This is a genomic window from Aestuariivivens sediminicola (assembly GCF_022662015.1).
Classification (GTDB): Bacteria; Bacteroidota; Bacteroidia; order Flavobacteriales; family Flavobacteriaceae; genus Aestuariivivens; species Aestuariivivens sediminicola.
The window spans coordinates 258,402-283,315 of the sequence record NZ_JAKMCM010000001.1 but is presented as its reverse complement, the minus strand read 5'-3'; the positions used below and the strand labels follow the sequence as shown (position 1 = coordinate 283,315).

At 40.5% G+C, this 24,914-nt stretch carries 24 protein-coding genes; 14 read left to right on the top strand and 10 right to left on the bottom strand.

Annotated elements, in window-relative coordinates; genetic code table 11:
• The first annotated feature begins 43 nt into the window (after nt 1-43).
• Nucleotides 44-328: a Sec-independent protein translocase subunit TatA/TatB gene (locus MR041_RS01235; RefSeq protein ID WP_242091761.1), complete on the top strand. Its 285-nt coding sequence runs from the start codon at nt 44-46 to the stop codon at nt 326-328.
• Here MR041_RS01235 and MR041_RS01230 read toward each other — a convergent pair.
• The 8 genes from MR041_RS01230 to kynU form a co-directional block, all read right to left on the bottom strand.
• A complete protein-coding gene (locus tag MR041_RS01230) occupies nt 323-967 on the bottom strand; it encodes an O-methyltransferase (RefSeq protein ID WP_242091760.1) in 645 nt (214 codons plus the stop codon). The genes MR041_RS01235 and MR041_RS01230 overlap by 6 nt on opposite strands.
• 84 nt (nt 968-1,051) lie before the next feature.
• Nucleotides 1,052-2,137 (bottom strand): amidohydrolase family protein, encoded by a 1,086-nt coding sequence (locus MR041_RS01225; RefSeq protein ID WP_242091759.1) that lies wholly within the window; start codon nt 2,135-2,137, stop codon nt 1,052-1,054.
• A 49-nt stretch (nt 2,138-2,186) separates the two neighbouring features.
• Nucleotides 2,187-2,720 (bottom strand): 3-hydroxyanthranilate 3,4-dioxygenase, encoded by a 534-nt coding sequence (locus MR041_RS01220; protein ID WP_242091758.1) that lies wholly within the window; start codon nt 2,718-2,720, stop codon nt 2,187-2,189.
• 54 nt (nt 2,721-2,774) lie between these two features.
• Nucleotides 2,775-3,557, bottom strand: a complete 783-nt coding sequence (locus MR041_RS01215; protein ID WP_242091757.1) for an SDR family oxidoreductase — start codon at nt 3,555-3,557, stop codon at nt 2,775-2,777.
• Nucleotides 3,558-3,644: 87 nt separating this feature from the next.
• Nucleotides 3,645-5,087 carry an aldehyde dehydrogenase gene (locus MR041_RS01210; RefSeq protein ID WP_242091756.1) on the bottom strand — a complete coding sequence of 481 codons (1,443 nt, stop codon included), beginning with the start codon at nt 5,085-5,087 and terminating at the stop codon, nt 3,645-3,647.
• Nucleotides 5,088-5,100: 13 nt separating this feature from the next.
• Nucleotides 5,101-5,517, bottom strand: a complete 417-nt coding sequence (locus MR041_RS01205) for a RidA family protein (RefSeq protein ID WP_242091755.1) — start codon at nt 5,515-5,517, stop codon at nt 5,101-5,103.
• A gap of 80 nt (nt 5,518-5,597) precedes the next feature.
• Nucleotides 5,598-6,995: an FAD-dependent oxidoreductase gene (locus tag MR041_RS01200; RefSeq protein WP_242091754.1), complete on the bottom strand. Its 1,398-nt coding sequence runs from the start codon at nt 6,993-6,995 to the stop codon at nt 5,598-5,600.
• Entirely contained in the window at nt 6,988-8,259 is a 1,272-nt protein-coding gene (gene kynU / locus MR041_RS01195; protein WP_242091753.1) for a kynureninase, read from the bottom strand. Before kynU ends, MR041_RS01200 begins: the two co-directional genes overlap by 8 nt.
• Nucleotides 8,260-8,370: 111 nt before the next feature.
• Here kynU and MR041_RS01190 point away from each other — a divergent pair, with 111 nt between their 5' ends.
• Nucleotides 8,371-8,790 carry a (4Fe-4S)-binding protein gene (locus MR041_RS01190; RefSeq protein ID WP_242091752.1) on the top strand — a complete coding sequence of 140 codons (420 nt, stop codon included), beginning with the start codon at nt 8,371-8,373 and terminating at the stop codon, nt 8,788-8,790.
• A gap of 18 nt (nt 8,791-8,808) precedes the next feature.
• On the opposite strand, the gene MR041_RS01185 is transcribed toward MR041_RS01190, so the two are convergent.
• The gene (locus MR041_RS01185; RefSeq protein WP_242091751.1) at nt 8,809-9,675 is read right to left on the bottom strand and encodes an alpha/beta hydrolase; all 867 of its coding nucleotides are present in this window, start codon (nt 9,673-9,675) and stop codon (nt 8,809-8,811) included.
• A gap of 143 nt (nt 9,676-9,818) precedes the next feature.
• Nucleotides 9,819-11,468 (bottom strand): sodium/sugar symporter, encoded by a 1,650-nt coding sequence (locus MR041_RS01180; protein ID WP_242091750.1) that lies wholly within the window; start codon nt 11,466-11,468, stop codon nt 9,819-9,821.
• 142 nt (nt 11,469-11,610) lie between these two features.
• Here MR041_RS01180 and MR041_RS01175 point away from each other — a divergent pair, with 142 nt between their 5' ends.
• The 12 genes from MR041_RS01175 to MR041_RS01125 all read left to right on the top strand — a co-directional run bounded on the left by MR041_RS01175 (nt 11,611) and on the right by MR041_RS01125 (nt 24,859).
• Nucleotides 11,611-12,603 (top strand): GntR family transcriptional regulator, encoded by a 993-nt coding sequence (locus MR041_RS01175; RefSeq protein ID WP_277926298.1) that lies wholly within the window; start codon nt 11,611-11,613, stop codon nt 12,601-12,603.
• A 14-nt stretch (nt 12,604-12,617) separates the two neighbouring features.
• A complete protein-coding gene (locus MR041_RS01170; RefSeq protein ID WP_242091749.1) occupies nt 12,618-13,511 on the top strand; it encodes an aldose 1-epimerase in 894 nt (297 codons plus the stop codon).
• Between the two features lie 11 nt (nt 13,512-13,522).
• On the top strand, nt 13,523-14,671 hold the full coding sequence (gene galK / locus MR041_RS01165) for a galactokinase (protein WP_242091748.1): 1,149 nt from the start codon (nt 13,523-13,525) through the stop codon (nt 14,669-14,671).
• A gap of 20 nt (nt 14,672-14,691) precedes the next feature.
• Nucleotides 14,692-15,714, top strand: a complete 1,023-nt coding sequence (locus MR041_RS01160) for a UDP-glucose--hexose-1-phosphate uridylyltransferase (protein ID WP_242091747.1) — start codon at nt 14,692-14,694, stop codon at nt 15,712-15,714.
• A gap of 122 nt (nt 15,715-15,836) precedes the next feature.
• Nucleotides 15,837-17,222 (top strand): DUF1800 domain-containing protein, encoded by a 1,386-nt coding sequence (locus MR041_RS01155; RefSeq protein ID WP_242091746.1) that lies wholly within the window; start codon nt 15,837-15,839, stop codon nt 17,220-17,222.
• Nucleotides 17,223-17,240: 18 nt separating this feature from the next.
• A complete protein-coding gene (locus MR041_RS01150; protein WP_242091745.1) occupies nt 17,241-18,434 on the top strand; it encodes a DUF1501 domain-containing protein in 1,194 nt (397 codons plus the stop codon).
• Nucleotides 18,435-18,533: 99 nt separating this feature from the next.
• Nucleotides 18,534-19,079: a hypothetical protein gene (locus MR041_RS01145; protein WP_242091744.1), complete on the top strand. Its 546-nt coding sequence runs from the start codon at nt 18,534-18,536 to the stop codon at nt 19,077-19,079.
• Nucleotides 19,080-19,184: 105 nt separating this feature from the next.
• On the top strand, nt 19,185-20,297 hold the full coding sequence (locus MR041_RS01140) for an ATP-grasp domain-containing protein (RefSeq protein WP_242091743.1): 1,113 nt from the start codon (nt 19,185-19,187) through the stop codon (nt 20,295-20,297).
• A 714-nt stretch (nt 20,298-21,011) separates the two neighbouring features.
• Entirely contained in the window at nt 21,012-23,174 is a 2,163-nt protein-coding gene (locus tag MR041_RS01135) for a PQQ-dependent dehydrogenase, methanol/ethanol family (RefSeq protein ID WP_242091742.1), read from the top strand.
• Nucleotides 23,175-23,246: 72 nt separating this feature from the next.
• A complete protein-coding gene (locus MR041_RS15675) occupies nt 23,247-23,348 on the top strand; it encodes a DUF1684 domain-containing protein (RefSeq protein WP_422613562.1) in 102 nt (33 codons plus the stop codon).
• A gap of 150 nt (nt 23,349-23,498) precedes the next feature.
• Nucleotides 23,499-24,182 carry a hypothetical protein gene (locus MR041_RS01130; protein WP_242091741.1) on the top strand — a complete coding sequence of 228 codons (684 nt, stop codon included), beginning with the start codon at nt 23,499-23,501 and terminating at the stop codon, nt 24,180-24,182.
• A 140-nt stretch (nt 24,183-24,322) separates the two neighbouring features.
• Nucleotides 24,323-24,859, top strand: coding sequence for a DUF4269 domain-containing protein (locus MR041_RS01125; RefSeq protein WP_242091740.1), 537 nt, complete (start codon nt 24,323-24,325; stop codon nt 24,857-24,859).
• Nucleotides 24,860-24,914: the final 55 nt, after the last annotated feature.

Here is a 24,914-nt window from a genome sequence, read left to right as displayed (position 1 = left end):
GCTTTTTTCATGGTAACAAACAACTCATTATATTTGTATTGTTATGCATCAACCGATAATTTTATTCATCAGTGGCGCCGAAATTGCCTTTATTCTTTTTATAGCAATTATGGTTTTTGGCGCAGATAAACTCCCTGAAATAGCTCGCGGCCTGGGTAAGGGTATGCGCACACTCAAAGATGCCACCAACGATATTAAGCATGAAATTACCAAGAGTGCAGAAAAACATGGTATTGATACCAGTATTACTTCTGATGTTAAAAAAGAACTGGACAAAGTAAAAGATGATTTAGATGACTTTACCGGTTCTGTAAAACGTAAATTATAGTTTTCGACTTATAGTTAGTCCATCCCTGATGGGTAAAAGTACGGTCTCAATCCGCTCGTCGGTTTTTAACAGACGGTTATATTCAATGAGTGCAGGGGTGTCCACATCGTCTTTTTTGAATTGAGATTCCAAAACTTTACCACTCCACAATACATTGTCGCTTAAAATAACCCCTCCGGAGTTTAATTTGTCGATAATGATGTTAAAATAATTGCTGTAATTTTCTTTATCAGCATCTATGAATACCAGGTCAAATTTCATTTCCAACTTAGGGATGATGTCCAGGGCATCACCTAAATGTTGAACTATCCGAGGCCCATAATTAGAAAGGTCGAAGTACTTTCTTTGAAAATCAAAAAGCTCTTCATTGATGTCAATGGTATGTAATTCACCATTCGGTTGCATGCCTTCAGCCATACACAATGCCGAATAGCCCGTGTAGGTGCCAATCTCTAAAATATATTTGGGTTGTATTATTTTAGAAATCATACTGAGTACCCGGCCTTGAAAATGGCCGCTTAGCATACGCGGCTGCAAAATTTTCTGATGGGTTTCGCGATTCAGGCGTTGTAATAATTCCGGTTCGTCTTCAGAATGTTTAACCACATATTCGTCTATTTCTTCAGGTATAAAATGCATTATGTAAGATGTTTTATGAAATATGATGCACTGGATCAATTGTGTTTACAAGAAACGGAAATCACTCCGCTCTAATAACGACAATTAGTTTAATATTCTACTGTATATATTGGTTTTGGCAACCGCATCATCACCACAGAGCCATTGAATCACGTTATCTTCCCAGATGGCATCGCGTTGCGCCTCGTTAATAATGTGTCTGTCTATGGCCAAATCTAAAATCTTGCCGGGATAAGACGATTGTTTTGCACTCTCCATTTCACCCAAAGGATAGGGATCATCCAATCCCATAAGGACCTGTTCAAATCCTTGATTCTTTATTAATAAATCTAACGATCCGGTGTCATGAACAAGGGTATCGAAAAAAATATTCTTATGACCTACGGCTTTTCTGGGATGGTGCTTACCTTCAAATAAGTCGGGCCTGCCATCAAATCCCTGAATACGACGACCTATATTAATCTGGGCCAACTGACCGCCATGTGCAAAGCAGGTACGCATATTCGGAAATTTTTCCTGGTAACCATTCAAGGTTAAAAAATGATAGGCATCAGCACATTGGGCTAACATCCATATCAAATGAAAACGCCATGCCGTATTTTCCAGTTTAATAAACTTTTCCCCATCATAGGGATGAATTTCAACAGCCAAATTATAGTTATCGGCCAATTCGAATAAGGGTTCGTTTTCTTCGTCAAAAATGCAACGCCAGGTTCCAATGGTGTCCATATAATGGGTAGGTAAGCATAACAACTGCATGCCGTGAGTTTCCACACAACGTTCAATTTCCCAGCAGGCGCTTCTTAAAAATCCCGGATGGACCACAAAACCACAGGTAAATTTACTCGGGTGCTCATGTTGGATTCGAGCATTAAAGTCGTTTTGAAATCGCAAGGCCTTTTTCATTTCTTCAACCCTGAGGCCATTGCCATAAAGTTGCGATAAATTTAGAACTACGGCATGATCAATATCATAGCGCTCCATCCATTCCAATTTCTCATGCAAAAAGAAACTGGAATCCGTAATGGGACGGTTCCAATCTTTCTGAAGCATAAATTTACGGTCCTTGTCTACCCAAAAGATGCCTTTTTCACGCATATAATCCGGGATTTCCTCGGGGTAGGGAAGTAAATGTGAATGACCGTTAATTCGAAGTTTGCGTTTTTTCATAGGGCCTAGAGCCTTAATGTTTTCATTTGCCGAGAATGTGTTTCCCGTTTTAGTCCGTCTTTACTTTTTTAGGAGGTTGCATCACCTTACCACATTCGGGACAACTTCTTTTGTGTTCATCACTGTAGAAGTTGTCAAAAATCTTAGGCATATCGGTTTCGATGTTTTCTAATGTAAAATCTTCCCCATATAATTTAGTCGTACAGTTCTCACAGAACCATAGCAGCGCATCCTCCATACCTTCAGGACGTTTGTACTCAATAACCAAACCAATCGTATTCGCACCACGCTGAGGGGAATGCGGCACTTTTGGAGGTAATAGATAAATATCGCCTTCTTTTATGTGTACATCTTTTGGCACGCCATCGTCAATTATTTTCAGTACAATATCGCCTTCAACCTGGTAAAAGAATTCAGGAGTCTCATTGTAATGGTAATCTTTTCGACTATTGGGTCCGCCAACGACCATTACGATGAAATCACCGTCCTTCCATACGACTTTGTTTCCTACAGGTGGTTTTAATAGATGTCTGTTTTCTTCGATCCAGGCTTTGAAATTTAAGGGAGAAACTAATTTACTCATGTGTTTAATAGTTAAGAAAAACCTTTGGTTTTATCGTGTTTTTCGATTATAAATTTACAAACTTTTAGTGCGTCCCCCATCAACAGGGACGTTTATTCCATTAACATAACTGGCCAATTCACTGGATAGAAATGCGATAACATGGGCCAATTCTTCTGGCTCTGCAAACCGTTTTGCCGGGGTGTAATTTTTCATAATCTGTGCCATGTCTTCAAAACTTTTTTCCTCATTTGCGGCTTTGATTTTAATAATTTCTGAGAGTCGTTCCGTGTTCGTAAATCCGGGCAAGATATTGTTAACAGTAATTCCAAATGCCCCAAGTTCGGTTGCCAGTGTTTTACTCCAGTTTCCTACAGCACCTCGAATCGTATTACTCACACCTAAACCGGGTATGGGTTCTTTTACAGATGTTGATATCACATTCACAATTCTACCAAAACCGACTTCTTTCATAAATGGAATTGTAGACTGAGCCAGAACATGGTTACATTTTAAATGCTGGGTGAAGGCCTTATCAAATTCCTCGAGACTGGCGTTTAAAATATCGCCACTTCTTGGTCCTCCCGTGTTGTTAATTAAAATATGGAATCCATGATGATTTTCTATAAACTTGATGACCTGTTCCTGTAAGTCTCTCGGATTGGAAAAATCGGCGACAATATAACTATGGTTGCCTTCATCAGGTAACTCGGCTAACACTTCTTTCAACCTTTCCCTGTTTCTCGCCGCAAGGGTCACATTAACGCCTTCCTCGGCCAGAGCTATTGCCGCAGCTTTACCTATACCTTGTGTGCTTCCACATACAAGTGCATTCTTGTTTTTTAGTTTTAAATCCATAGTTTGTATTCTTGATCTTACTTTGGGATGTTATTATACGTTTTTAAATTTATTCAATTATAAACTTATTATATATGTACAAATCCATCAATATTTTATACACACATTTTTGGGTTCTGTAAAAAATCGCAGTGCTTCAAACCCGCCTTCTCTGCCAACACCACTGGATTTCGTGCCTCCAAAAGGGGTGCGCAAATCACGCATCATCCAGGTGTTCACCCAAACGATACCGGCTTCGAGCTGATGACTCATTCGCATGGTCCTTTTTAAATCGTTGGTCCATAATGTAGCTGAAAGACCATACTTTACAGAATTGGCCATTCGGACCACCTCATCTTCCGAGTTAAACGGCATTATGGTAACCACCGGACCAAATACTTCCTCCTGATTTATAGTGCAATCATTACTGGATATCTCAATTACCGTTGGTTCGAGATAATACCCCTTCTCATAATCCTTGACGGTCACTCGATGTCCACCACAAAGTATTTTTCCATTCTCTTTTGCGGCCATTTTTATATATCCCATCACTTTTTCTAAATGTGCCTCAGACACTAAGGCTCCTATATCCGAATCCTCCTGCGAGGGGTGGCCAACTCTCAGATGTTTCACTTTAGTTACAAAATCGGCTTTAAATCGATCATAAATGGAAGCTTCCACAAAGATTCGACTGCCACATAAGCATATTTGGCCCTGATTCGAAAATGAGGATCTCAGGGTGGTATCAAGCATAGTTTCATAATCGCAATCGCCAAAAATAATATTCGGATTTTTACCTCCTAACTCTAAAGACAATTTTTTAAACATGGGTGCAGCGACTTTTGCAATGTGGGCCCCTGTTTTTGTGCCTCCGGTAAAGGAAATAGCCTTGATATCCGGATGTTCAATAATGGCTTGTCCGGTGGTTGTGCCCAAACCGTGAACCACATTTAATACTCCGGGTGGTAAACCGGCTTCGTTACAAATGTCCCCCAATAAATAAGCGGTCATTGGTGTTATTTCACTGGGTTTGGCAATAACACAATTACCGGCTGCCAAAGCCGGAACGATTTTCCAGGTAAACAGGTAAAGGGGAAGGTTCCATGGCGATATGCATCCTACAACACCCAAAGGCTGTCGTAACGTGTAGTTTATAGCATCATGACCAATACTTTCATGACTTTCACTCGAAAATTGTGTAATCGCATTGCCAAAAAACCTGAAATTACTGGCCGCTCTCGGTATATCAATGCGTCGTGCCAAATTTACGGGTTTGCCATTGTCCTTGCTCTCAGCTTCCGAAAGCCGTTCTAAATTAACTTCTATGAGCTCTGAAATTTTAATGAGCAATCTGCTGCGTTCCTCTAATGAGGTCGTCGACCAGTTTGGAAATGCCGATTGTGCTGCGATATAGGCATTTTCGACATCGGCCTTTGATGAGTTGGGGATAGATCCATAAATGGCTCCGGTGGCAGGGCAGTAATTGTCCAGCCATTCCTTCGATATGGGGTCGTGATACTGACCATTTATGAAATTCTTTATTTTTTCCATTAAACAGTACTGTTTATCTGCTGTTTCCGACAAAGGCGACGACCTTAATTTCTATGAGCAAATCTGGATGCGGCAGTTGGTGAACAGCAACGGTCGTTCGTGTTGGTCCTGTTTCAACATCAAAAAATTCAGCATATGCCTTATTGTATCCGGCAAAATCATTCATATTAACCAGGAATGAGGTCACATCAACAATATCCTTTAAGCTTGCCCCTTCTTTTGCTAAATTGTTTTCAATATTTTTTAAGACTTCCCGCGTTTGAACCGCAATATCGAAATGTTTAGTTCCCATGTCATCAATGGTTTCAACGCCGGCAATGCTATTGTCCGGGCGCCGTGAACTGGTGCCGGATACAAATATAAAATCACCCACTCGCTTTGTATGGGGGTAGGCGCCTCGCGGACTGACATTCTTATTATCTGTAATCATGATTCAAGCAGTTATTCAAATATTTCAAATCTATTAACATATGTTTCTTAAGAGCGCGATTTTCTACGATTGGACAAGCCCTAAATGAATCCTGTAATCCTGTCATCTCTAAGAATGGCCTCTGTTTTTTCATTCACTTTATCCAATAAGGATTTTAAATCATCATCTAAATTTAATTTTCCATCGGATAGTAGTTTCAAAATAGCTTTGTCCTGGGCCCGTCCGCGTACCATAGCCTCATTGTAACTGATATGTTCGTTAAAGGTTACCAATGCGTATTTAGAGGAATACAAAGTTGGAAATGCCTTTTCTAAAGCCATTTCCAATTTACGCTTTTTTTGAAACATAGGATTGGCTACGTGATCTCGCATTTCATAAAAATTATCAATGGCCAGATCGGCAATGGCATCAGTATCTTTTTTACGCGTGGCTTCATACGCCGCAAATACCTTTTCCCATTGCCCTTCATAGGTATCCAATATACTATCAAAAACCACAACATCCTCAAAAGAGGCATTCATTCCTTGTCCGTAAAAAGGGACAATCGCATGTGCGGCATCACCCATCAGCAGGGTATTCCCCTTATAATGCCATGGTGCACATTTAACAGTGCCCAATGGGCTGGTTGGATTCCTGAAAAAATCGTCTAGAATATTCGGCATTAAGGCCAAGGCATCAGGAAATTCCTTTTGAAAAAACGCCAGAACCTGCTCTTCACCGGTTAAATTGTTGAAATTATATTCGCCTTCGTCAAAACTCAAGAACAGGGTAACCGTAAAACTCCCATCTAAATTAGGTAAGGCAATGAGCATAAAATTACCACGTGGCCAAATATGAAGCGCATTTTTATAGGTTTTATATCCACCGTTATCCGCGGGTAAAATACTCAGTTCTTTATACCCGTGATTTAAAAAGTTTTGCGAAAAACTAAACAGGAACTTTTTGCTTGAAAAATAACTTTGTCTCATCGCCGAACCCGCACCATCCGTAGCAATGATAACATCGGCATCTTCCACAAAATCTGAATTAGTCTCTAAATCCTGAAATAATGCCGTTGTCCTTTCGAAGTCTACGGATTTACATTTCTTATTAAAATAAAGGGTGACATTTTCATGCTTTTCTGCTTCATCTAACAACAAGGCATTCAACTGACCACGAGATACCGAATTGATGTATTCATGATCGCGACCACTGTAATTGGACTGAAAGGTATTTCCCTGCTCATCGTGTATCATACGTCCGTACATGGGGATGCAGAGATCTTTTACCCTATCCTGCAACCCTACCAATTTCATCCCTTTATTACCGCGATCTGAAAAGGCAAGGTTTATCGATCTTCCCGCACTAATCTTAACGCGCCTCAGGTCCGGTCGCATTTCGTAAACGTTGACGTTATAACCGCGTTGCCCCAACCGCAGGGCCAACAGGCTCCCACAAAGACCTGCACCAATGATGAGTATGTTTTGTTGATCAGGCATGTAATATGTGTTTTAGTTTTTCAATCAACAGAAAGACCTCTTCAAACGTATTGTAAAGGGGTACTGGGGCACACCTAATAACATCCGGTTCACGCCAGTCACTCACCACCCCGGAATGTGTTAATTTTTCATGTAGTGATTTATCCGCATTTCTGACCTGTATGGAGAGTTGGCAACCGCGTTCATCGGGATTTTGAGGCGTAATGATTCTTAGGGTCGTTTCGCCTAATTGTTTTAATAGGAATTCAAAATAGCCTGTGAGTTTTTTGGACTTCTCGGTTAGTTTATCCATACCCGCCTCATTAAAAATATCGAGTGAGGCCTTAATTGCAGCCATGGATAGAATCGGAGGATTACTCATTTGCCAGCCCTCGGCACCCGGTAACTGGTCGAATTCCTGTCGCATATTAAACCGGGTTTGTTTATTATGGCTCCACCAACCGGTAAATCGAATTAAATCTTTCCTGTAGGCATGACGTTCATGGACAAAGCAGCCAGCCAAATTTCCAGGGCCTGAATTTAAGTATTTATAGGTGCACCAAACCGCAAAATCGGCACCTGAATCATGTAAATTCAGTTGGACATTACCGGCTCCATGAGCACAATCGAAACCAACATGACAACCAAAAGCATGTCCGAGTTCGGTAATTCGATTTAAGTCAAAATATTGTCCGGTATAGTAATTTACACCGCCTATTAGGATCAGTGCTATTTCGTTACCCTGTGCTTTTAAAATGTCTTCCAGATCCTCGTACCGAAGCAATTCCTCATGGTCTCTTGGTTGCCACAAAATCAAAACGTCCTTAGGATCATATCCGTGGTGTCTCAATTGCGATTCAACGGCATATTTATCCGATGGAAATGCATCACTCTCAATAAGAATCTTATAACGGGTCCTAGTCGGTCGGTAAAAGGAAACCATCATGAAATGAAGATTGGCTGTAAGCGTATTCATAACCACAACTTCAATAGGCTTGGCCCCAACAATTTTCGACATGTTTTCCGTTAGGAACTCATGGTATCGCAGCCATGGGTTTTTCGCCTCGGTATGCCCTTCAACACCTAACTGTGCCCAATCCGTCAATTCCTGATCAATATATGCTTTGGTCTGTTTTGGCTGCAAACCAAGGGAATTTCCTGTCATATAAATAAGATCGTTTCCCTGAATGTCTTTGGGAATATGAAACAAGCTGCGATAGTGTTTTAACGAATCGTTTCGGTCCTGTTCTAAGGCATAGTCAAGACCTAATTTATAATCAGGCAAAGTGGATTGTTTTTGTTTCTAACAAAAATAAGAATTCTAAGTAAAGTAGTGTAGGGGATAATTTGCGTTTTTTGAAATGACTTTTTTGTATCTTTCAAAAAAATATGTGTTATGGCCGCTAAACGTGAATATACCAATGGCGAAGTTACAGTCGTATGGGAAGCCAAAAAATGTGTGCATTCGGGAATTTGTTTCAGAGGACTTCCGGAGGTTTTCAGACCAAGGTTGAGGCCCTGGGTTAAAATTGATGCTTCCAATACGGATACCATTATTAACCAGGTGAAACAATGTCCATCGGGGGCATTGAGCTATTATTTAAATGACAGTCCGAAAAAGGTAACCAGTACCTCGGATACCAAGGTTGAGGTTTTAAATAATGGACCTTTACTGGTTCATGGAGATTTGACCGTTGCCTTAAAAGATGGAAGCACGATTGTAAAGAACAAAACCACCGCTTTTTGTAGATGTGGATTCTCAAATACCAAACCGTTTTGCGTTGGCAGCCATTCAAAAAAGGGATTTGTAGGTTAATCCGCGAATAATAGAAATTTAATTGTAAAGATAATTTTGGGTAAAGCTCTTCAGACGATTCCAGGTATCTATTAAAAGAGAAAGTTCACCCGGATTGTCTCCCCAGCCATGGCCGGCTTCAGGATAAAGTGTAAATTCATTTGTAACATTCAATTCATTTAATCTATCCCTTAGGCCAGTTCCCTGAGTGGTCGGTATCAGTGGATCTTGTCCCCCGTAAAACAGAATGGTCGGAGGTGAACTGGTGGTAGCGCGATGTAAAGGGCTAACTTCCTCAAGAAAAGCTATACTTTGGTCGACATTATATTCCAGTAATAGTGCTTGTAGTAAGGGGTCTGAATTATTTAAATACGCGGGATCCGTAAAATTGGTCGGTCCAACGATACTGCAAACCATGTTTACGTTTTGCTGTGCGTCGAAACCATAGCTCCACAAAAGCGATAAATGTCCGCCGGCACTAATTCCCAAAAAACCGTAGTTTTCTGAGATAATATATTCATTTTTATTGGATTTTAACTGGTTGACAATCGAAGTAATATCATCGATTTGCATCGGGTACGGCGGATTATTTTCATCGGCGAGGCGGTAATTAATATTAACTAATGCCATATCGGGGAAGTCCGTACGAAACAGGTTAATCAGGTAGTCCATGCTGCTTTTGTCACCGGAAGTCCAACCACCTCCGTGAACTAGAATCATAACCCTGGTATTTAAAGTCCGTCCTTCCGGTAAATAGAGATCATAGGTTTGATTGGCGTCCGGACCATATGAAACATCTGTTAATTGATTATATTCAAGTCGTTCAGGTAAGGTAGAATCAACACGCTCATTCTCACAACTCAAGCAGATTATCGCTATGAGAAATAATAGTTTAAATAGTTTCATTACAGTAAATGTAGGGTATTTAGAATTATCTAACCATTGAATAACATTTTTATTGTAACATGACACGAATTCCTGATAAAAGCAAGCAAGGCTAAATCATTAAAAGATAAAGCCTTGCTTAAGTTAAATTTTAAGTTCAATTACTACCAGAACATGGCATAGAGTACCGTAAGAATAATTAATACAGCAAATGATCCGATGTTAAATAAAGGCGATGTTTTAAACAAGGCCTTGGTAATTGGTATGCCTTTGTCATCATCGGCACCTTTGTGCTGCAGGTAACTGTAAATAGCTATCACACCCATGGTAAGAAGCAGTGTATATCCCATTTGATCCATAAAAGGCACATCGACAAAGAACGGTGAGGTGGACCATCCTTTAGGAGCTACTTTAAAATACATGGCAATCGGAATGGACACCAAAGCTCCGACAATAGCACCTTGATTCGTAGTTTTCTTCCAAAATAATCCCAGTAGGAATACAGCTAATATACCCGGGCTCACAACGCCGGTATATTCCTGTATGAACTGAAACGCCTGATCGAGATTACCCAGCAGAGGTGCCATGATACAAGCTATGACCAAAGCAACAAATGCAGAAAGTCTTCCGGTATTTACGGTAGCCTTATCGCTTGCTTTTTTATTGATGTACTGCTTGTAAATATCCATTGTAAAAATGGTCGAGGTCGAGTTTAACATTGATGCCAGAGAGGATACTATGGCCGCTGCGAGGGCCGCAAAGGCCACACCTTTAAGTCCTGTGGGTAAAAACTGCAGGAGCCATGGATAGGCTTTATCGGCTTGTTCCAGAGAAGGCAGGTTCTCTTGGGCTACCCCACCAAGCCGTGACATGATTTCAGGATCGTTCACCATAACATAGGCTGCTATTCCCGGAATCACAACAATTAAAGGGATAACTAATTTAAGAAAGGCAGCCAACAGGATACCTTTTTGTGCTTCTCCCAATGATTTAGCCGCTAATGTCCGCTGAATGATATATTGATTAAACCCCCAATAATATAAATTGGCAACCCACATACCACCTACTAATACACCTAATCCGGGTAAATTCTTGTACTCTGGATTCGATTTATCGAGAATCATTTCAAAGCGTTCCGGTACCGTTTCAAAAACCGTGTTTAAACCGGCTAAAATTCCATGGCCGTCCGAAAGGGTATGCAAGGCCAAATACGTTGTTAATAACCCACCGAGAACTAAAAATACGACTTGAATAACATCGGTCCAGGCCACTGCCGATAATCCTCCATACAGGGAGTAGGCCGCTGCAAACAGCGCCAGCCCGATAACGCCATATACCAAGGGAATGCCAATAATGGTTTCCAGTGCTAAAGAACCCAGATATAGTACCGTTGTTAAGTTTACAAAAACATAGAGGGCAATCCAGAAGACCGCTAAGATTGTTTTTAGGTTCGTAGAATACCGCTTTTCAACAAACTCAGGAATGGTATACAATCCTTTATCAATGAAAATGGGTAAAAAATACTTACCCACAATAATTAAAGTTATCGCAGCCATCCATTCGTAGGATGCAATGGCAAGTCCCGAGGCAAAACCGGAACCGGACATTCCAATAAATTGTTCTGCAGAAATGTTGGCCGCAATGAGCGATGCACCAATGGCCCACCAGGGTAAAGATTTACTTGCTAAAAAATAGTCTTCAGCATTTTTTTGATGCCCTTTTTTGTCTCTCGAAACCCATAATCCTACGCCCAAAATTAAAACGGCATACGCTATGAAGACAATATAATCCCAAAAGTGAAATCCAGATGTCATAGTTTTAGTTGTGTTTAGTGGTTAGAAATTCGCGTTCTCTGAAGCCAAATATATAAATTAAAAATGATATAATCGCAATTAAAACCAAACTAGTAGGGTGTGGTAGGGTTTTTTAAAATTAATGTGTATATTTGCGATACGAATGATCACCATTAAAAGTAATATCGGTAAGCCTAAATACAGGCAAATTGTAAATTCAATTGAGGATGCTATCGCTGACGGCAGGCTCAAAAAGGGCGATCAAATTCCTTCAATTAACAACATTAAGGACGAACATGCCTTGTCTCGAGATACCGTTCTTATGGCTTTCAATGAATTGAAAAACAGAGGAATTATTCAATCTGTAGTGGGTAAAGGTTATTTTATTTCCAGTGAGGACATTCAGGTCGAACAAAAAATATTTTTACTTTTTGATGAGTTGAATGCGTTTAAAGAGGATTTATATAATTCACTTTTAGACCATTTAGGGGATACCATTCATGTTGATATTTTCTTTCATCATTTCAACATGGATATTTTTAGTAAACTGATACACGATAATATAGGAGCCTATAATTACTACGTGATCATGCCGGCTAACTTGTCCGGCACGAATGCTGTCATTAAGAACCTGCCATCGGATAGGGTGTATATCCTGGATCAAATACATGATGATCTATCGGAGTACGCAGCAATTTATCAGAACTTTGAAGATGCCATTTTCGATAACCTGACTAAGGTTAAGCATCTCATCGATAAATATGAAAAGTTGGTCCTCATCTTTCCTGAGGATAAACAACCTACTGGCATGTTGAATGGATTTCAACGCTATTGCAATACCCATCAATTGCCCCATGATGTCCTTAATACGGCCAAAAGCATCGCGCCTCAGGAAGGTGAGGTCTATATCGTTCCTGATGATAAGAACTTACTCTATGTCATCAAATCATTAAACAGTAAAAAGTTGTCATTAGGGAAGGACGTTGGTGTTATAAGCTATAATGATTCTCTTCTCAAAGAGATCGTTCAGGGCGGTATAACCACAATTTCCACAGATTTTAATTTCATGGGTAAGCGATTGGCACAAATGATTTTGGAAAAGGAGCATGTGCGCATTGAAAACCCCAATAAAATAATGGTTAGAAATTCACTTTAGACTGAGATTGCAATATGTATCGAATTAATCATCTTAAAGATCCGAATTACCTCCTTGTAGAGCATAGCGCTAATAAGCTACGGGCTAAAATTCACCTTAGTGAGGGTGGGAGTCTTCAGGAACTACAACTTAAAGGACATCCTGTTATTAAAGACCTGGCACCCTTATCTTATAAGGACACCTATGCATCCTCCATTTTGTTTCCATTTGCCAATCGCGTAAAAGATGGTGTGTATAATTATGGAGGCAAAACCTTTCATTTAGAGGTCAACCAGATGGAGGAAAACAATGCATTACATGGTTTGGTTTACAATAAAACCTTCAAGGTTGTTCATAGTGAAGCCACTACAGATTATGCCAGTGTCACTTTGGAGTACCGTCACACATTGCCATCTGAAGGTTTTCCCCATACCTTTTCGATTCAGTTAAACTACATTTTTAAATTAGATCAAATGGATTTGATTGTCAATGTCAGGAACACGAGTGCTGAGGCATTTCCCTTTACCTTAGGATGGCATCCTTATTTTATGAGTGCGCATCTATTCGAGAGTTCTGTTTGTTTTGATAGTACCAAAAAAATTGTTTTAGGCGATCGAAACATTACAACCGGAGTTTCGGAAACCAATACAGAAGCACCATTGGAAATAAAAGATCTGCAATTGGATGATTGCTGGATATTGAATTCCGATGAGGTGGTTTTTAATACGCCGAATTATAAACTGCAATTCAACGCCTCCGGATCCAATAATTTTTTACAACTATACACCCCGCCCAAAGAAAATGCCATTGCCATAGAACCTACAACAGGTGTTTCGGATAGTTTCAATAATAAAATAGGTCTTCGGGAATTGCAACCGAACACCTTATTTAGTATCCAGTGGCAGTTAAGAATTTTTGATAACAACTAAACTAAAGGTATATGAAAGATGAATTAATTAAAGATGTGAAGGCGCGTTACAGAGAGGCATTCGGGACGGAGCCCTTGCTTATTTTTTCTCCCGGGAGAATAAATATCATTGGAGAGCATACCGATTACAATGATGGCTTTGTATTTCCTGCAGCTGTCGATAAGGGGATAGCGGCGGCCATACAAAAAAGTGATACCGGTGTGTCAACAGCGCATGCTTTGGACATGGATAGTACTATTGAATTCCAGCTCGATAATTTAAAACCACAAGCCGAGGGCAGCTGGGAAAATTATGTCCTGGGGGTTGTGGCAGAGATCCAAAACAGAAATAAGGTGCTTGGTAATTTTAATATTATTTTCAGGGGTGATATCCCCAGCGGGGCCGGCATGTCTTCCTCGGCAGCCCTGGAAAACAGTGTGGTCTTTGGACTTAACGAACTTTTCGATTTAGGGTTGTCCAAGTTGGATATGATCCTTATTTCACAGAAGGCAGAGCACAATTACGTGGGTGTAAAGTGTGGTATTATGGATCAGTATGCCAGCATGTTTGGTAAGAAGAACCATGCCTTACTACTGGACTGCAGGACGGTAAAATCCAAAGCTTACGAAATCGATTTTAAAGACCACCAGTTAATGTTGATCAATACAAACGTGAAGCATAGTTTATCCGATAGTGCCTATAATGACAGGCGATCTGCCTGTGAAAGCATTGCAGAACTATTAGGGGTGAAGGCCCTGCGCGATGCCACCCTGATCGATCTGGAAACCGTTAAGGATAAAGTAACACCCGCTAATTATCAGAAAGCACTGTATGTGATTCAGGAGAACAACAGGGCCATTATGGCTGCCAAGGCCCTGGAGGATGGCGATCTGGACGCTTTGGGTAAATTGATTTACGGATCACACGACGGACTGTCAAAGCAATATAAAGTGAGTTGTGAGGAGCTGGATTTTCTGGTAGCCCAGGCAAGGATGAACAAGCAGGTATTGGGCGCTCGAATGATGGGAGGCGGTTTTGGTGGTTGCACTATAAATTTAATTGAAAAAAGCGCTACAAAAGCCTTTGCTGAATCTGTTTCCGAGGCCTATCTGAAGGCATTTGGTAAAGCCTGCTCCATTTATTTTATAGCACTTTCAGAGGGAACCCATCTGGTTAACTAACACATCAAAATGTCATAAAAATGAAAAATACGGATTTACAGGATTATTCACACAAACGATTCAATATATTAACCGGAGAGTGGGTTTTGGTTTCACCTCACCGTGCAAAGCGGCCATGGCAGGGTCAGAATGAGGCCGTTTCGAATGAAAAGCGACCCACCTATGATGCAAGCTGCTATTTGTGTGCCGGTAATACGCGGATCAATGGCGAAGTGAACCCAAAATATGAAGATGTCTTCGTCTTTACGAATGATTTTGCGGCCTTACAGAGCGACTCCCCCTCGTTTTCAGTGCAGGAGGGGTTGCTGGTAGCTCAGAGCGAAAAGGGCATTTGTAAAGTCATCTGTTTCAGTCCGGACCATTCCAAAAGTCTTGCCGATATGGACCCTGCAGACATACAAAAGGTTGTAACAGCGTGGCAAGACCAATATGCCGAACTCGGAGCCAATGAATTGATACATTATGTACAGATATTTGAAAATAAGGGAGCGGTTATGGGCTGCAGCAATCCACATCCTCATGGACAGATATGGAGTCAGTCAACCTTGCCTAATGAAGTAGATAAGAAGAATACCCAGCAGTTAAATTACTACAATAAGAATAACAGCAGTTTGCTTGGCGACTATTTAGAGCAGGAATTGGCACTTGAGGAACGAATAATTTTTCAAAACGATGCCTTTGTTGTACTGATACCTTTCTGGGCGGTTTGGCCATTCGAAACTATGATTGTACCAAAAAAACACCAATCGAATATATTAGATATGAACGAGCAGGATGCCTTTCTATATGCCGAAGCCATTTCAAAAATAACCAAGGCCTATGATAAGTTGTTCAATACGTCATTCCCCTATTCGAGTGGAATTCACCAGGCGCCAACCGATGGTCTGGATTACAGTCACTGGCACTGGCATATGAGTTTTTATCCGCCCTTATTACGCAGTGCTACGGTTAAAAAGTTTATGGTTGGCTATGAGATGTTTGGATCCCCCCAAAGAGATATTACTGCAGAAACGGCTGCACAACGCATAAAGGACTTGATTTAGAATTAAATCTTGAGTTAGTTGATGAAACCATCACTTTTAAATACGAGGTGATGGTTTTTATTTAACAGATTAAACTTTCTCTGTAATTTACAGTCTTATTCAGACAAGATCACCACTAAGCTATGAAGCAAAAACACCTCCAGCATTTGTTCTTAAGGGCCGGATTCGGAATTGGTTTTAGTGAATTAAACGAATTAAGGGACTTATCTAAACGCCGTGTAGTTGATCGATTGTTTTTGGCGTCCAGACATCCTGACCCCCTTCGCATTGATCTTTCCGAATTGGAAAAAGAGATCCAAATGTATCAGGATAACAGGAAACTTCCTGATCGAAAAAAGATGCAGGAGCTCAATAAAAAGCACAGGCTGAAAATCAGAGAACTCAATTACGCCTGGATAGATACGCTGTGCCATACCAATACCGTTTTAAACGAAAAAATGACCTTGTTTTGGGCCAATGTTTTTGTTTGTCGCGACAATAATGCGATTCACTTTCAGCATTATAACAATACCCTCAGGGAACACGCCCTAGGAAATTTTAGGGATTTTGTGAAAGCGGTGGCCAGGGAGCCATCCATGAGCAAGTATTTAAATAACAGACAGAACGTGAAGGAAAGTCCGAATGAAAATTTTGCACGTGAATTAATGGAATTGTTCACCCTGGGCATTGGAAATTATACAGAACAGGACATAAAGGAAGCGGCCAGGGCCTTTACGGGATGGTCGTTTAAAGGAAATGGCGATTTCTTTTTACGAAAATTTAAGCATGATTACGGCGTAAAGACATTTTTAGGTAAGACGGGACAGTTTAACGGGGACGATATTATAGATACCATTCTGGAACAAAAGCAATGCGCCCGGTTTATTTGTGAGAAAGTCTATCGCTATTTCGTAAACCCGGTCATCGATAGGGACCGCGTGGAGGAATTGACCGATATCTTCTATGCATCTTATGACATTGAAGATCTGATGCGCCAGATATTTAGTTCCGATTGGTTTTACCATGATGAAAATATCGGCGTAAAGATTAAATCCCCAATCGAACTACTAGTAGGTATCAATACCATAGTCCCCATGGTCTTTCAGAACAAGAAGCAGCTGTATTACCTTCAAAAGATGATGGGTCAGGTGTTGTTATACCCGGTTAACGTGGCAGGATGGAAAGGCGATAAAACATGGATAGACTCCAATACCCTGATGTTCAGGATGAAATTACCATCGCTGCTATTAAATAATGCGGTAATTAATTTAGAGGAAAAGGGAGAGTTCGAAGATACATTTGCCAATTATTACAGGCAGAAAAAGACTAACAGGTTTTTAAAGGTGACAAGTGATTGGGATAGTTTTAACCGGCAATACGGTGGGTTAAAACCAAATGAATTGAAACGATTGCTATTGGTTTCGAAGACCGATGAGGATACTGAATCCTTAGTTTCCAATTTAAAGGTAGCATCCAACAGAGATTTTTGTATTCAGCTCATGTCCTTACCGGAATATCAGTTATGTTAATGATTAAACCTTACCATTATGAAGAGAAGGGAATTTATTAAAAACAGCATGCTGGCCAGCGGCATGTTCTATGTCCCTAGTTTTGTTAAGGCCTTCGAGCAGACTACACAGCAGACATTAGGGCCAAAAAAATTGGTGATCATTCAACTTTCCGGGGGGAATGACGGTCTAAATACCGTGATACCGTATACCAATGATGTTTACTACAGAAACAGACCGGACATTTCGATTCGTCAGAATGTGCTGTTGAGACTCAACGACGAATTGGGATTCAATATAAATCTGGCGCCCTTGAAGGAGCTTTACGATCAGGGATATGTTACCATAATAAACAATGTTGGATATCCGAATCCGAACCGGTCTCATTTCAGATCTACCGATATCTGGCACACCGCTAGTGGTCCGAACGAATATTTGAATTCGGGTTGGCTGGGAAGATATATCGATACCTATGGTAAAATGCCGTATGCCGGTATTGAGTTGGATGATAGCTTATCCTTAATCATGAAAGGCGAACACATCAATGGGATTGCCACTAAAAACCCGAAAATTCTTTTCAGAAATGCGCATACCCCTTATTTTAAAAAGATACTGAACTACCAGACCGATGAACATTTAAGTGAACATAATTTGGGATACCTTTATAAAACGATGATAGAGGCCCGATCGTCGGCCAGTTACATTTATGAGACGTCCAGAACCTTCAGCAGTCGGCTGAGCTACCCTGATAACCCCTTTGGCAATCAGCTTAAAACAACGGCTGAATTTATAAATTCTAATTTAAGTACGGCCGTCTATTATATTTCCATGGGAGGATTTGATACCCACAATAATCAGGTGAACAGGCAAGGGCGGTTATTGAAGATGTACAGTGAATCCATTGCAATTTTTGTTGAAGATTTGAAGCAAAATAACACCTTCAAGGATACCTTGATACTCACATTTTCAGAATTTGGCAGGCGTGTAAAAGAAAATGCCGCCTCCGGTACCGATCATGGAACGGCCAATTCTGTTTTCCTTATAGGCGACAAGTTAAAGGCCCCAGGTTTTTACAATGAATCACCTAACATGTTGAGGTTAGATGACAATGGAGACTTAATCTATACTGTGGACTTCAGATCCATTTACGCCTCCATATTAGGAGACTGGTTGCATGTGGACGATGAAACCATTCTAAACAAATCCTTCCCTAAATTAGATGTATTAGGTTAATGGTTTTTTTGTGTATTTGATTGCATAATTAGAGGGGTTAAATGACAAGGGATTGTTATTTTTCGTACCTTGTAAGCTCAACATTAAAACCAATTAACTATGAAAAACATTTGTTCTTTCTTTTGTATTGCATTACTTTTTGTGTCCTGCCAGGAAACGGTTGACAATTCTGCACAATTAAAGTTTGAGGAGAACTCGAAAATTGTACTTGCGAATCTTCAGCAGTGGCAAGATGAGGATATGGACTATTCTGTTTATGCAGACGATTTTGTTATGTATGAAACCATGTTTGGCGCCGATAAAGACACCATTACATTGGAAGAAATGAAGGCATCCGATAAAAGGACATGGGACTATTTTGATTTTAAAATGCTTAATGAGCCTGTGTTATTACCCGGTGTCAATCCAGAAACAAAGGCACCTGATGGGTCTGTAAGACATTACAGTACCTGGGAAGTGACCTTACCCGGTACCGATTCTACCGAGGCCAGATCCGGTAAGATCAAACTATACGAGTCTTTCGATTTTAACGATGAAGGAAAAATTGTCTATCAGCAGGTGTATGGTGATTTTACAGGACTTCTGAGACATTTAATGACAAAGGAAGAGGCGTCAGAAGATGATGGGGCCAATGCAGAAGAATAAAACCATTTGAAGTGTAACACGACTTACCCCTTATCCAAATGCGGTTAAGGGGTTTTTTATATCTTTAAATAGGAAAGAACAGGTCATTAATATTTAGAATCATATATGAAACATACCTTGTATTTAGTCTACCCCGACAGTGCAGAGGCCGGTACGCTCGAAACGCTTCCTGAAACGGAGGGCCTTATACGGATGAGTGAGGGTTCATTTTTAGAAGACTACGACAATCTGACGAAGCCCCATAAAATTTGTACGACTTCAGAGGCGACACTCGAGAGCATTTTAAAACGAATTACCGATGAAGAAACCAGGCGGGCCATCTTATCCATGAAAGACAAGCACCTGTTCAGAGCCTTATTGCAGGAAGACTATCCCTCCATGGCCTTTACTGAGGTCAATTTTGAGGATATCAGAACCTTGCAGATCTCCGGTAAGAAAGTATTGAAACCGATAAAGGGCTGTTTTGGTACGGCCGTCAAGATTATTGATGAACACAGTGACCTCGCCCTGGTTGCTGAAGAAATGAAGTCGGAAATAGGAGTCAACTCATCCGTATTTTCGGAGAGCGTGTTGTCGCAGAGCGAATTCATTCTCGAGGATTTTATTGAAGGTGAAGAGTACGCTGTAGATATGTTTTATGACTCTGAAGGCCATCCGCATGTTGTCAATATATATTATCATCCACTTCCGAAGCATACCGACTATTTACACATGATATACTATACGAATAGGCGTATTTTTGAGATGTTATACGACGATGCAATAGCCTTCTTTACCCGTTTAAACAAAAAATTAAAGGTTAAGAACATAGCCCTGCATTCCGAATTTAAATATGCACGGCACCTGGTGCCTATTGAAATCAATGCCATGCGTTTTGGTGGAATGGGTTTAGGAAATATGGTCTATCACAGCTTGAAAGTGAATCCCTATGAGCGATTTATAAATGAGCAAAGTCCCGATTGGAAGGCCATATGGAAGGCCCACCCCGAAAGTAATTTTGTCTTCTTTATTGCCTATAACGGAACGCGCATCGATAAAGGATTACAACAACCGGATTTCAATAGGTTGGAAAGCGCGTTCACCAAAATATTAAACAAGACCAGTTTTGACTATAAGACGCAGTTGGCCTTTGGTGTTTATACACTTGAAGAAAGTGATGCCAATATCAAAAGGCTTCTTGAGATTGATTTCAATGACTATTTTAAAGCAATTGGTTAACCCGACAGGCGCAATTTTGATTTTAAAAATAGCAGGTATTAAAGTTGATCGACATGGCAAAATAGACAATTAAAAATCTCCTTGGCAGGGGACTTTTTTAATCAACCTTGAAGGTGTTTTCGAATGGTGTTCGTGCAAATAGCATATAGACTTGTCAGTAGGCTGACAATGTGAACATGGCCTAATGGGCAGTTAGGTTTCAGTTATAAAATGGGATGCCCGGGGATTCAAAAATTCATGCGCAGGAAATGGAGAAAACATAGGCAGGAAATGGAGAAAACATAAGCATGAGTTTACAATTTCTTCCGCATCTTTCTTAGGCCTTATAAACACTGGGCTTACACCGAGTTAACACACTGTGTGAACCCGAACTGATTAGGGGTGAAGGAAGGCCATACTCCGGAAGTTTCCCCGAGCACATTTTTGAATTTTTGAAATTCAATATGACCAATGTTCCACTTCTGTGGAATTGGTTAAACTGCTTCAAGGAATTGTTGAAAGGTGAAAAAGTGAAGTCACAACAATGAATATTTAAAACGAGAAAGGAGGTATTAAATTCAAGGGGTGTGCGGCTTTCTTCAAAAATGTCAAGGTTTGATACGTTTGAACTCAACAATTGTCTGCTTTGCATATACTCCATGTTATATTAAATTCGACAACACTGAATTTTTGTTGGCCTTTTTGTATATTAATAAAATCAAAAACCAATAGAAAATGAAGAACCTTGAAAAAACATCATTACTTCTCCTTTTATATTTCTCCATTTCTTTTCTTACGTGTTCAAAAAATGAAAAACCAGCCGGTTGGATAGATTCTATGAGACTGCTTAATGCAGATTCTGAATCCGACAATTGGGTCTCACTTGGACGTAACTTTATGCAACAACATCACTCTCCACTTGATCAGATTAATGAACAAAATGTATCTGAATTAGGCTTCGCTTGGGAGTATGATGCCCGTTCAAAGAGAGGTCGGGTACCACGTGGTTTAGAAGCGACTCCATTCGTAGTTGACGGCATTATGTTCACTTCCGGAGCTTGGGGCGTTGTTTATGCACTTAACGCCAAATCAGGAGAAGAAATCTGGAGATATGATCCAACTGTAGACGCCTCATATAATCGAAGAGCTTGTTGTGATGTAGTTAATAGGGGAGTAGCCGTTTGGAAAGGAAAGGTGTATGTAGGAACTATTGATGGGTACTTAGTCTGTTTAGATGCCGAAAATGGTAAGGTTATTTGGCGTAAGGATACTTTTACTGACCGCAGTCGCTCTTATACGATTACTGGTCCGCCACAAATAGCCAATGATGTGGTTGTTATTGGTAATTCTGGAGCTGAATTTGGGGTACGCGGTTATATCACAGCCTTTGACCTTGAAAAAGGTGAACAGGTTTGGCGATTCTATACAGTTCCTGGAGATCCAAGTAAGGCTTTCGAGCACCCGGAAATGGAATGGGCCTCTAAAACATGGGACATCAATTCAGATTGGGAGACAGCTGGAGGAGGTACAGTTTGGGGAGAACTTGCGTACGACCCTGAGCTCAATCTTCTTTATGTTGGCACAGGTAATTCTTCTCCTTACCCCATCTGGTTTCGAAGCCCGAATGGCGGTGACAATCTTTTTCTGTGCTCTATCCTCGCCATTAATCCTGACAACGGAAGGCTGGTCTGGCATTATCAGGCGGTACCCGGGGAAATCTGGGACTATACAAATACGATGAATATTGTTCTTGCAAATCTTGAGATTGGTGGTAAAGAGAGAAAAGTACTCATGCAAGCACCTAAAAATGGGTTTTTTTATGTGATTGACCGTGAGACTGGAGAACTACTTTCAGCCGAAAAGTACACTGCAGCCAACTGGGCCAGTCATATAGATTTGAAAACAGGTAGACCTGTAAAAACTGAGCAAGGATGGTATAAAGATGAACCTAAACTAGTGGTACCCTCTTTGGCGGGTGGTCATAGTTGGCAACCGATGTCTTATAGCCCTCAAACAGGTTTGGTCTATATACCCGAAATAGTATCTCCTTTCATATACAAATCCGTAGATTCATTTAAATTTAAAAAATTGACTTTTGGAACTGGTTTGGATTACAGTGGTGCTGGTCCTCCTTTTTCAGAGGCGACTAGAAAATATTTGAAAGGACAATCTGATACTGTGAGAAAAAACATTTTAAAAGCGTGGGATCCAGTTGAACAAAAAATGGTGTGGCAGATAGAACATATGATTCCTGGTGGTAATGGCGGTATTCTTTCGACTAACGGTAATCTCGTTTTTCAAGGAACCAATACCGGTCATTTGAAAGTATACAATGCTGAAACTGGTTTGATACTTAAAGAAATTGAAACTGGGACAGGGATAATGGCAGCTCCAATGACATACGCAATTAATGGAGAACAATACATTGCAGTAATGGCAGGATTTGGAGGTAACGACCTTGCCTTTGGAACAAAGGATAAGCGGGCCGCGTTTCGTAAATACCAAAATTATGGTCGAATTCTTGCATTTAAGCTCGGTGGGAAAAAGACGCCACTACCACCAGCAGCATCAAATTTAGCGGTGCCTAAGCCACCAAACATGAAAATTGACCAAACTTTAGCTGGTAAAGGGGAAAGCATTTTTGAGAACTATTGTATAAGTTGCCATCAAGCTGGATACGATTACAACTGGTATTCTCAATACCCGAACCTTGCTAAATTGTCTGAACCAACTTATAGGCTGTTAAATGATATTGTCCTCAAGGGAATCTATTCTCAAAATGGAATGGCTTCTTTTGCTGATGTTCTTGAGGAAAGTGACGTTGAAGCAATCAAACATTTTTTAGTAAGTAGACAAATTAATTTATATAATAAACAGCTAGATCAATCAAAAAACTGAATATAACAGTGGCTATTCTTAAATGCAATCGAGATTGGGACGGTTATTGTCAATTTCATCTAAGCCTATAACCTGACATGTAGCTATTCCGAGTATACAAACTGTCTTTTGTTGCCAAAAGAAAATTGGTTGCCATTTGAGTTATTGGCGGGTGAAAAGAACGCGAGATTATAATTTCAAATGTTTAGGCACGGGGATTAGCAATATATATTTATATAAAATTGACGATATTGTAGTAAAATTAATGGACGTGGCCCACTTTGAATATACCAGAAGTTGTGTGCAATTGAACAAGTGTTACATTATTAATAAATTTTGAAAAAAATGAATAAAATTATTTCAGCATTAGTATTTACAGGGATCATGATTTCCTGTAATTCTTCAGACAAGACCAAAACTACCACGGAGACCTCCTCAGAAGCAGAAGTAGTGGCGGATACCACTTCAGCGGCGCTTGAAAAACAATTCGTTCCTATAGATACTGATGAAGCTTTAATAGCGACCTCCTTAATGGCTGCTCCAAAAGAAAGCAGAGCAGGGTGCAAAGTAATAGGCTATAATAAGGTCGGTGAATTTGTAACAATCAAAGAAGGAGATAACGAATTTATTGTTCTTGCAGACGATCCTAACAGACCGGGTTTTCATGCGGCCTGCTACCACAAGGACCTGGAACCCTTTATGGCCAGAGGACGAGAACTCAAAGCCCAGGGAAAGACAGCAACTGAAATCTTCGAAATTCGGGAAGAGGAGGTCAAATCGGGTAAGTTGGCTATGGGGCAACCGGGAACTACACTACATATCTATTCCGGTTCAAATAACATGTATGACCCACAGACGTTTAAAGTGGAAGGGGCCCAATACCGCTATGTGGTCTATTTACCATTCGCGACCTCCGAATCGACCGGGCTTCCGAAAATACCTCTAAGCTCCAACCATCCCTGGATTATGAATCCCGGAACACATAAGGCACATATCATGATTACACCGTTGCCTGAAGAAACAGAATGATCGGAAAGACCAACAGACCATGCGCAATAAGGCGTCGCGCATAGTACGATAACTGAGAGATCACCGACTAAAATTTAATTACGACACCTTAGATCCGTAACACAGACATACACATTACTGATGTTCGTCATGACATAGCCTTGCATATAGATTTTACACATATCGAATACCTCAAGTATGGCAATAGGCGTCAGCAGAGCGCTTATGAAGAATTGACCGGCTTATCAATTTTTGAACACCTGCGCGATTATAATCCTATATTGACAGGAACTATTCCCATTGGTATAGACCTTCCGGAGAGTGATCTGGATATTATTTGCCGGTGTTCCGATCATGTTGCATTTGCTGAGACATTAAAGGCACTATTTGGAAATAAGAGCAATTTCAAAATACAAACAATCGGGCAGAATGAGCTCGTGGCAACAGTTGCAACCTTTCAGTCAGGTGGTTTTAAGATAGAAATTTTTGGTCAGGATTGCCCCAGTGTCAACCAAAGGGCCTATCGGCACATGCTGATTGAGCATAAAATTCTAAACTCGCATGACGATACCTTTAGAACAGAAATTATGCGTCTGAAAGCGGCAGGGCTGAAGACAGAACCGGCTTTCGCACGGGTGTTGGGCCTGCAGGGCGATCCGTATGAAGCGCTGTTGAAATATGAAACCAGTGATTTGTAATTGGTTAGCCCTTATCGCTTGTTGGCCATAAACACAAAATTGGTAAGCTCTGGTG

Coding starts and splice junctions, on each gene's coding strand:
- MR041_RS01210 (WP_242091756.1), bottom strand. CDS start 5,087: ATGGAAAAAATAAAGAATTTCATAAATGGTCAGTATCACGACCCCATA.
- MR041_RS01225 (WP_242091759.1), bottom strand. CDS start 2,137: ATGAAAAAACGCAAACTTCGAATTAACGGTCATTCACATTTACTTCCC.
- MR041_RS01190 (WP_242091752.1), top strand. CDS start 8,371: ATGGCCGCTAAACGTGAATATACCAATGGCGAAGTTACAGTCGTATGG.
- MR041_RS01175 (WP_277926298.1), top strand. CDS start 11,611: ATGATCACCATTAAAAGTAATATCGGTAAGCCTAAATACAGGCAAATT.
- MR041_RS01150 (WP_242091745.1), top strand. CDS start 17,241: ATGAAGAGAAGGGAATTTATTAAAAACAGCATGCTGGCCAGCGGCATG.
- MR041_RS01185 (WP_242091751.1), bottom strand. CDS start 9,675: ATGAAACTATTTAAACTATTATTTCTCATAGCGATAATCTGCTTGAGT.
- MR041_RS01215 (WP_242091757.1), bottom strand. CDS start 3,557: ATGGATTTAAAACTAAAAAACAAGAATGCACTTGTATGTGGAAGCACA.
- galK (WP_242091748.1), top strand. CDS start 13,523: ATGAAAGATGAATTAATTAAAGATGTGAAGGCGCGTTACAGAGAGGCA.
- MR041_RS01220 (WP_242091758.1), bottom strand. CDS start 2,720: ATGAGTAAATTAGTTTCTCCCTTAAATTTCAAAGCCTGGATCGAAGAA.
- MR041_RS01140 (WP_242091743.1), top strand. CDS start 19,185: ATGAAACATACCTTGTATTTAGTCTACCCCGACAGTGCAGAGGCCGGT.
- MR041_RS01145 (WP_242091744.1), top strand. CDS start 18,534: ATGAAAAACATTTGTTCTTTCTTTTGTATTGCATTACTTTTTGTGTCC.
- MR041_RS01155 (WP_242091746.1), top strand. CDS start 15,837: ATGAAGCAAAAACACCTCCAGCATTTGTTCTTAAGGGCCGGATTCGGA.
- MR041_RS01235 (WP_242091761.1), top strand. CDS start 44: ATGCATCAACCGATAATTTTATTCATCAGTGGCGCCGAAATTGCCTTT.
- MR041_RS01205 (WP_242091755.1), bottom strand. CDS start 5,517: ATGATTACAGATAATAAGAATGTCAGTCCGCGAGGCGCCTACCCCCAT.
- MR041_RS01135 (WP_242091742.1), top strand. CDS start 21,012: ATGAAGAACCTTGAAAAAACATCATTACTTCTCCTTTTATATTTCTCC.
- MR041_RS01230 (WP_242091760.1), bottom strand. CDS start 967: ATGCATTTTATACCTGAAGAAATAGACGAATATGTGGTTAAACATTCT.
- MR041_RS01200 (WP_242091754.1), bottom strand. CDS start 6,995: ATGCCTGATCAACAAAACATACTCATCATTGGTGCAGGTCTTTGTGGG.
- MR041_RS01180 (WP_242091750.1), bottom strand. CDS start 11,468: ATGACATCTGGATTTCACTTTTGGGATTATATTGTCTTCATAGCGTAT.
- MR041_RS01170 (WP_242091749.1), top strand. CDS start 12,618: ATGTATCGAATTAATCATCTTAAAGATCCGAATTACCTCCTTGTAGAG.
- MR041_RS01130 (WP_242091741.1), top strand. CDS start 23,499: ATGAATAAAATTATTTCAGCATTAGTATTTACAGGGATCATGATTTCC.
- MR041_RS01160 (WP_242091747.1), top strand. CDS start 14,692: ATGAAAAATACGGATTTACAGGATTATTCACACAAACGATTCAATATA.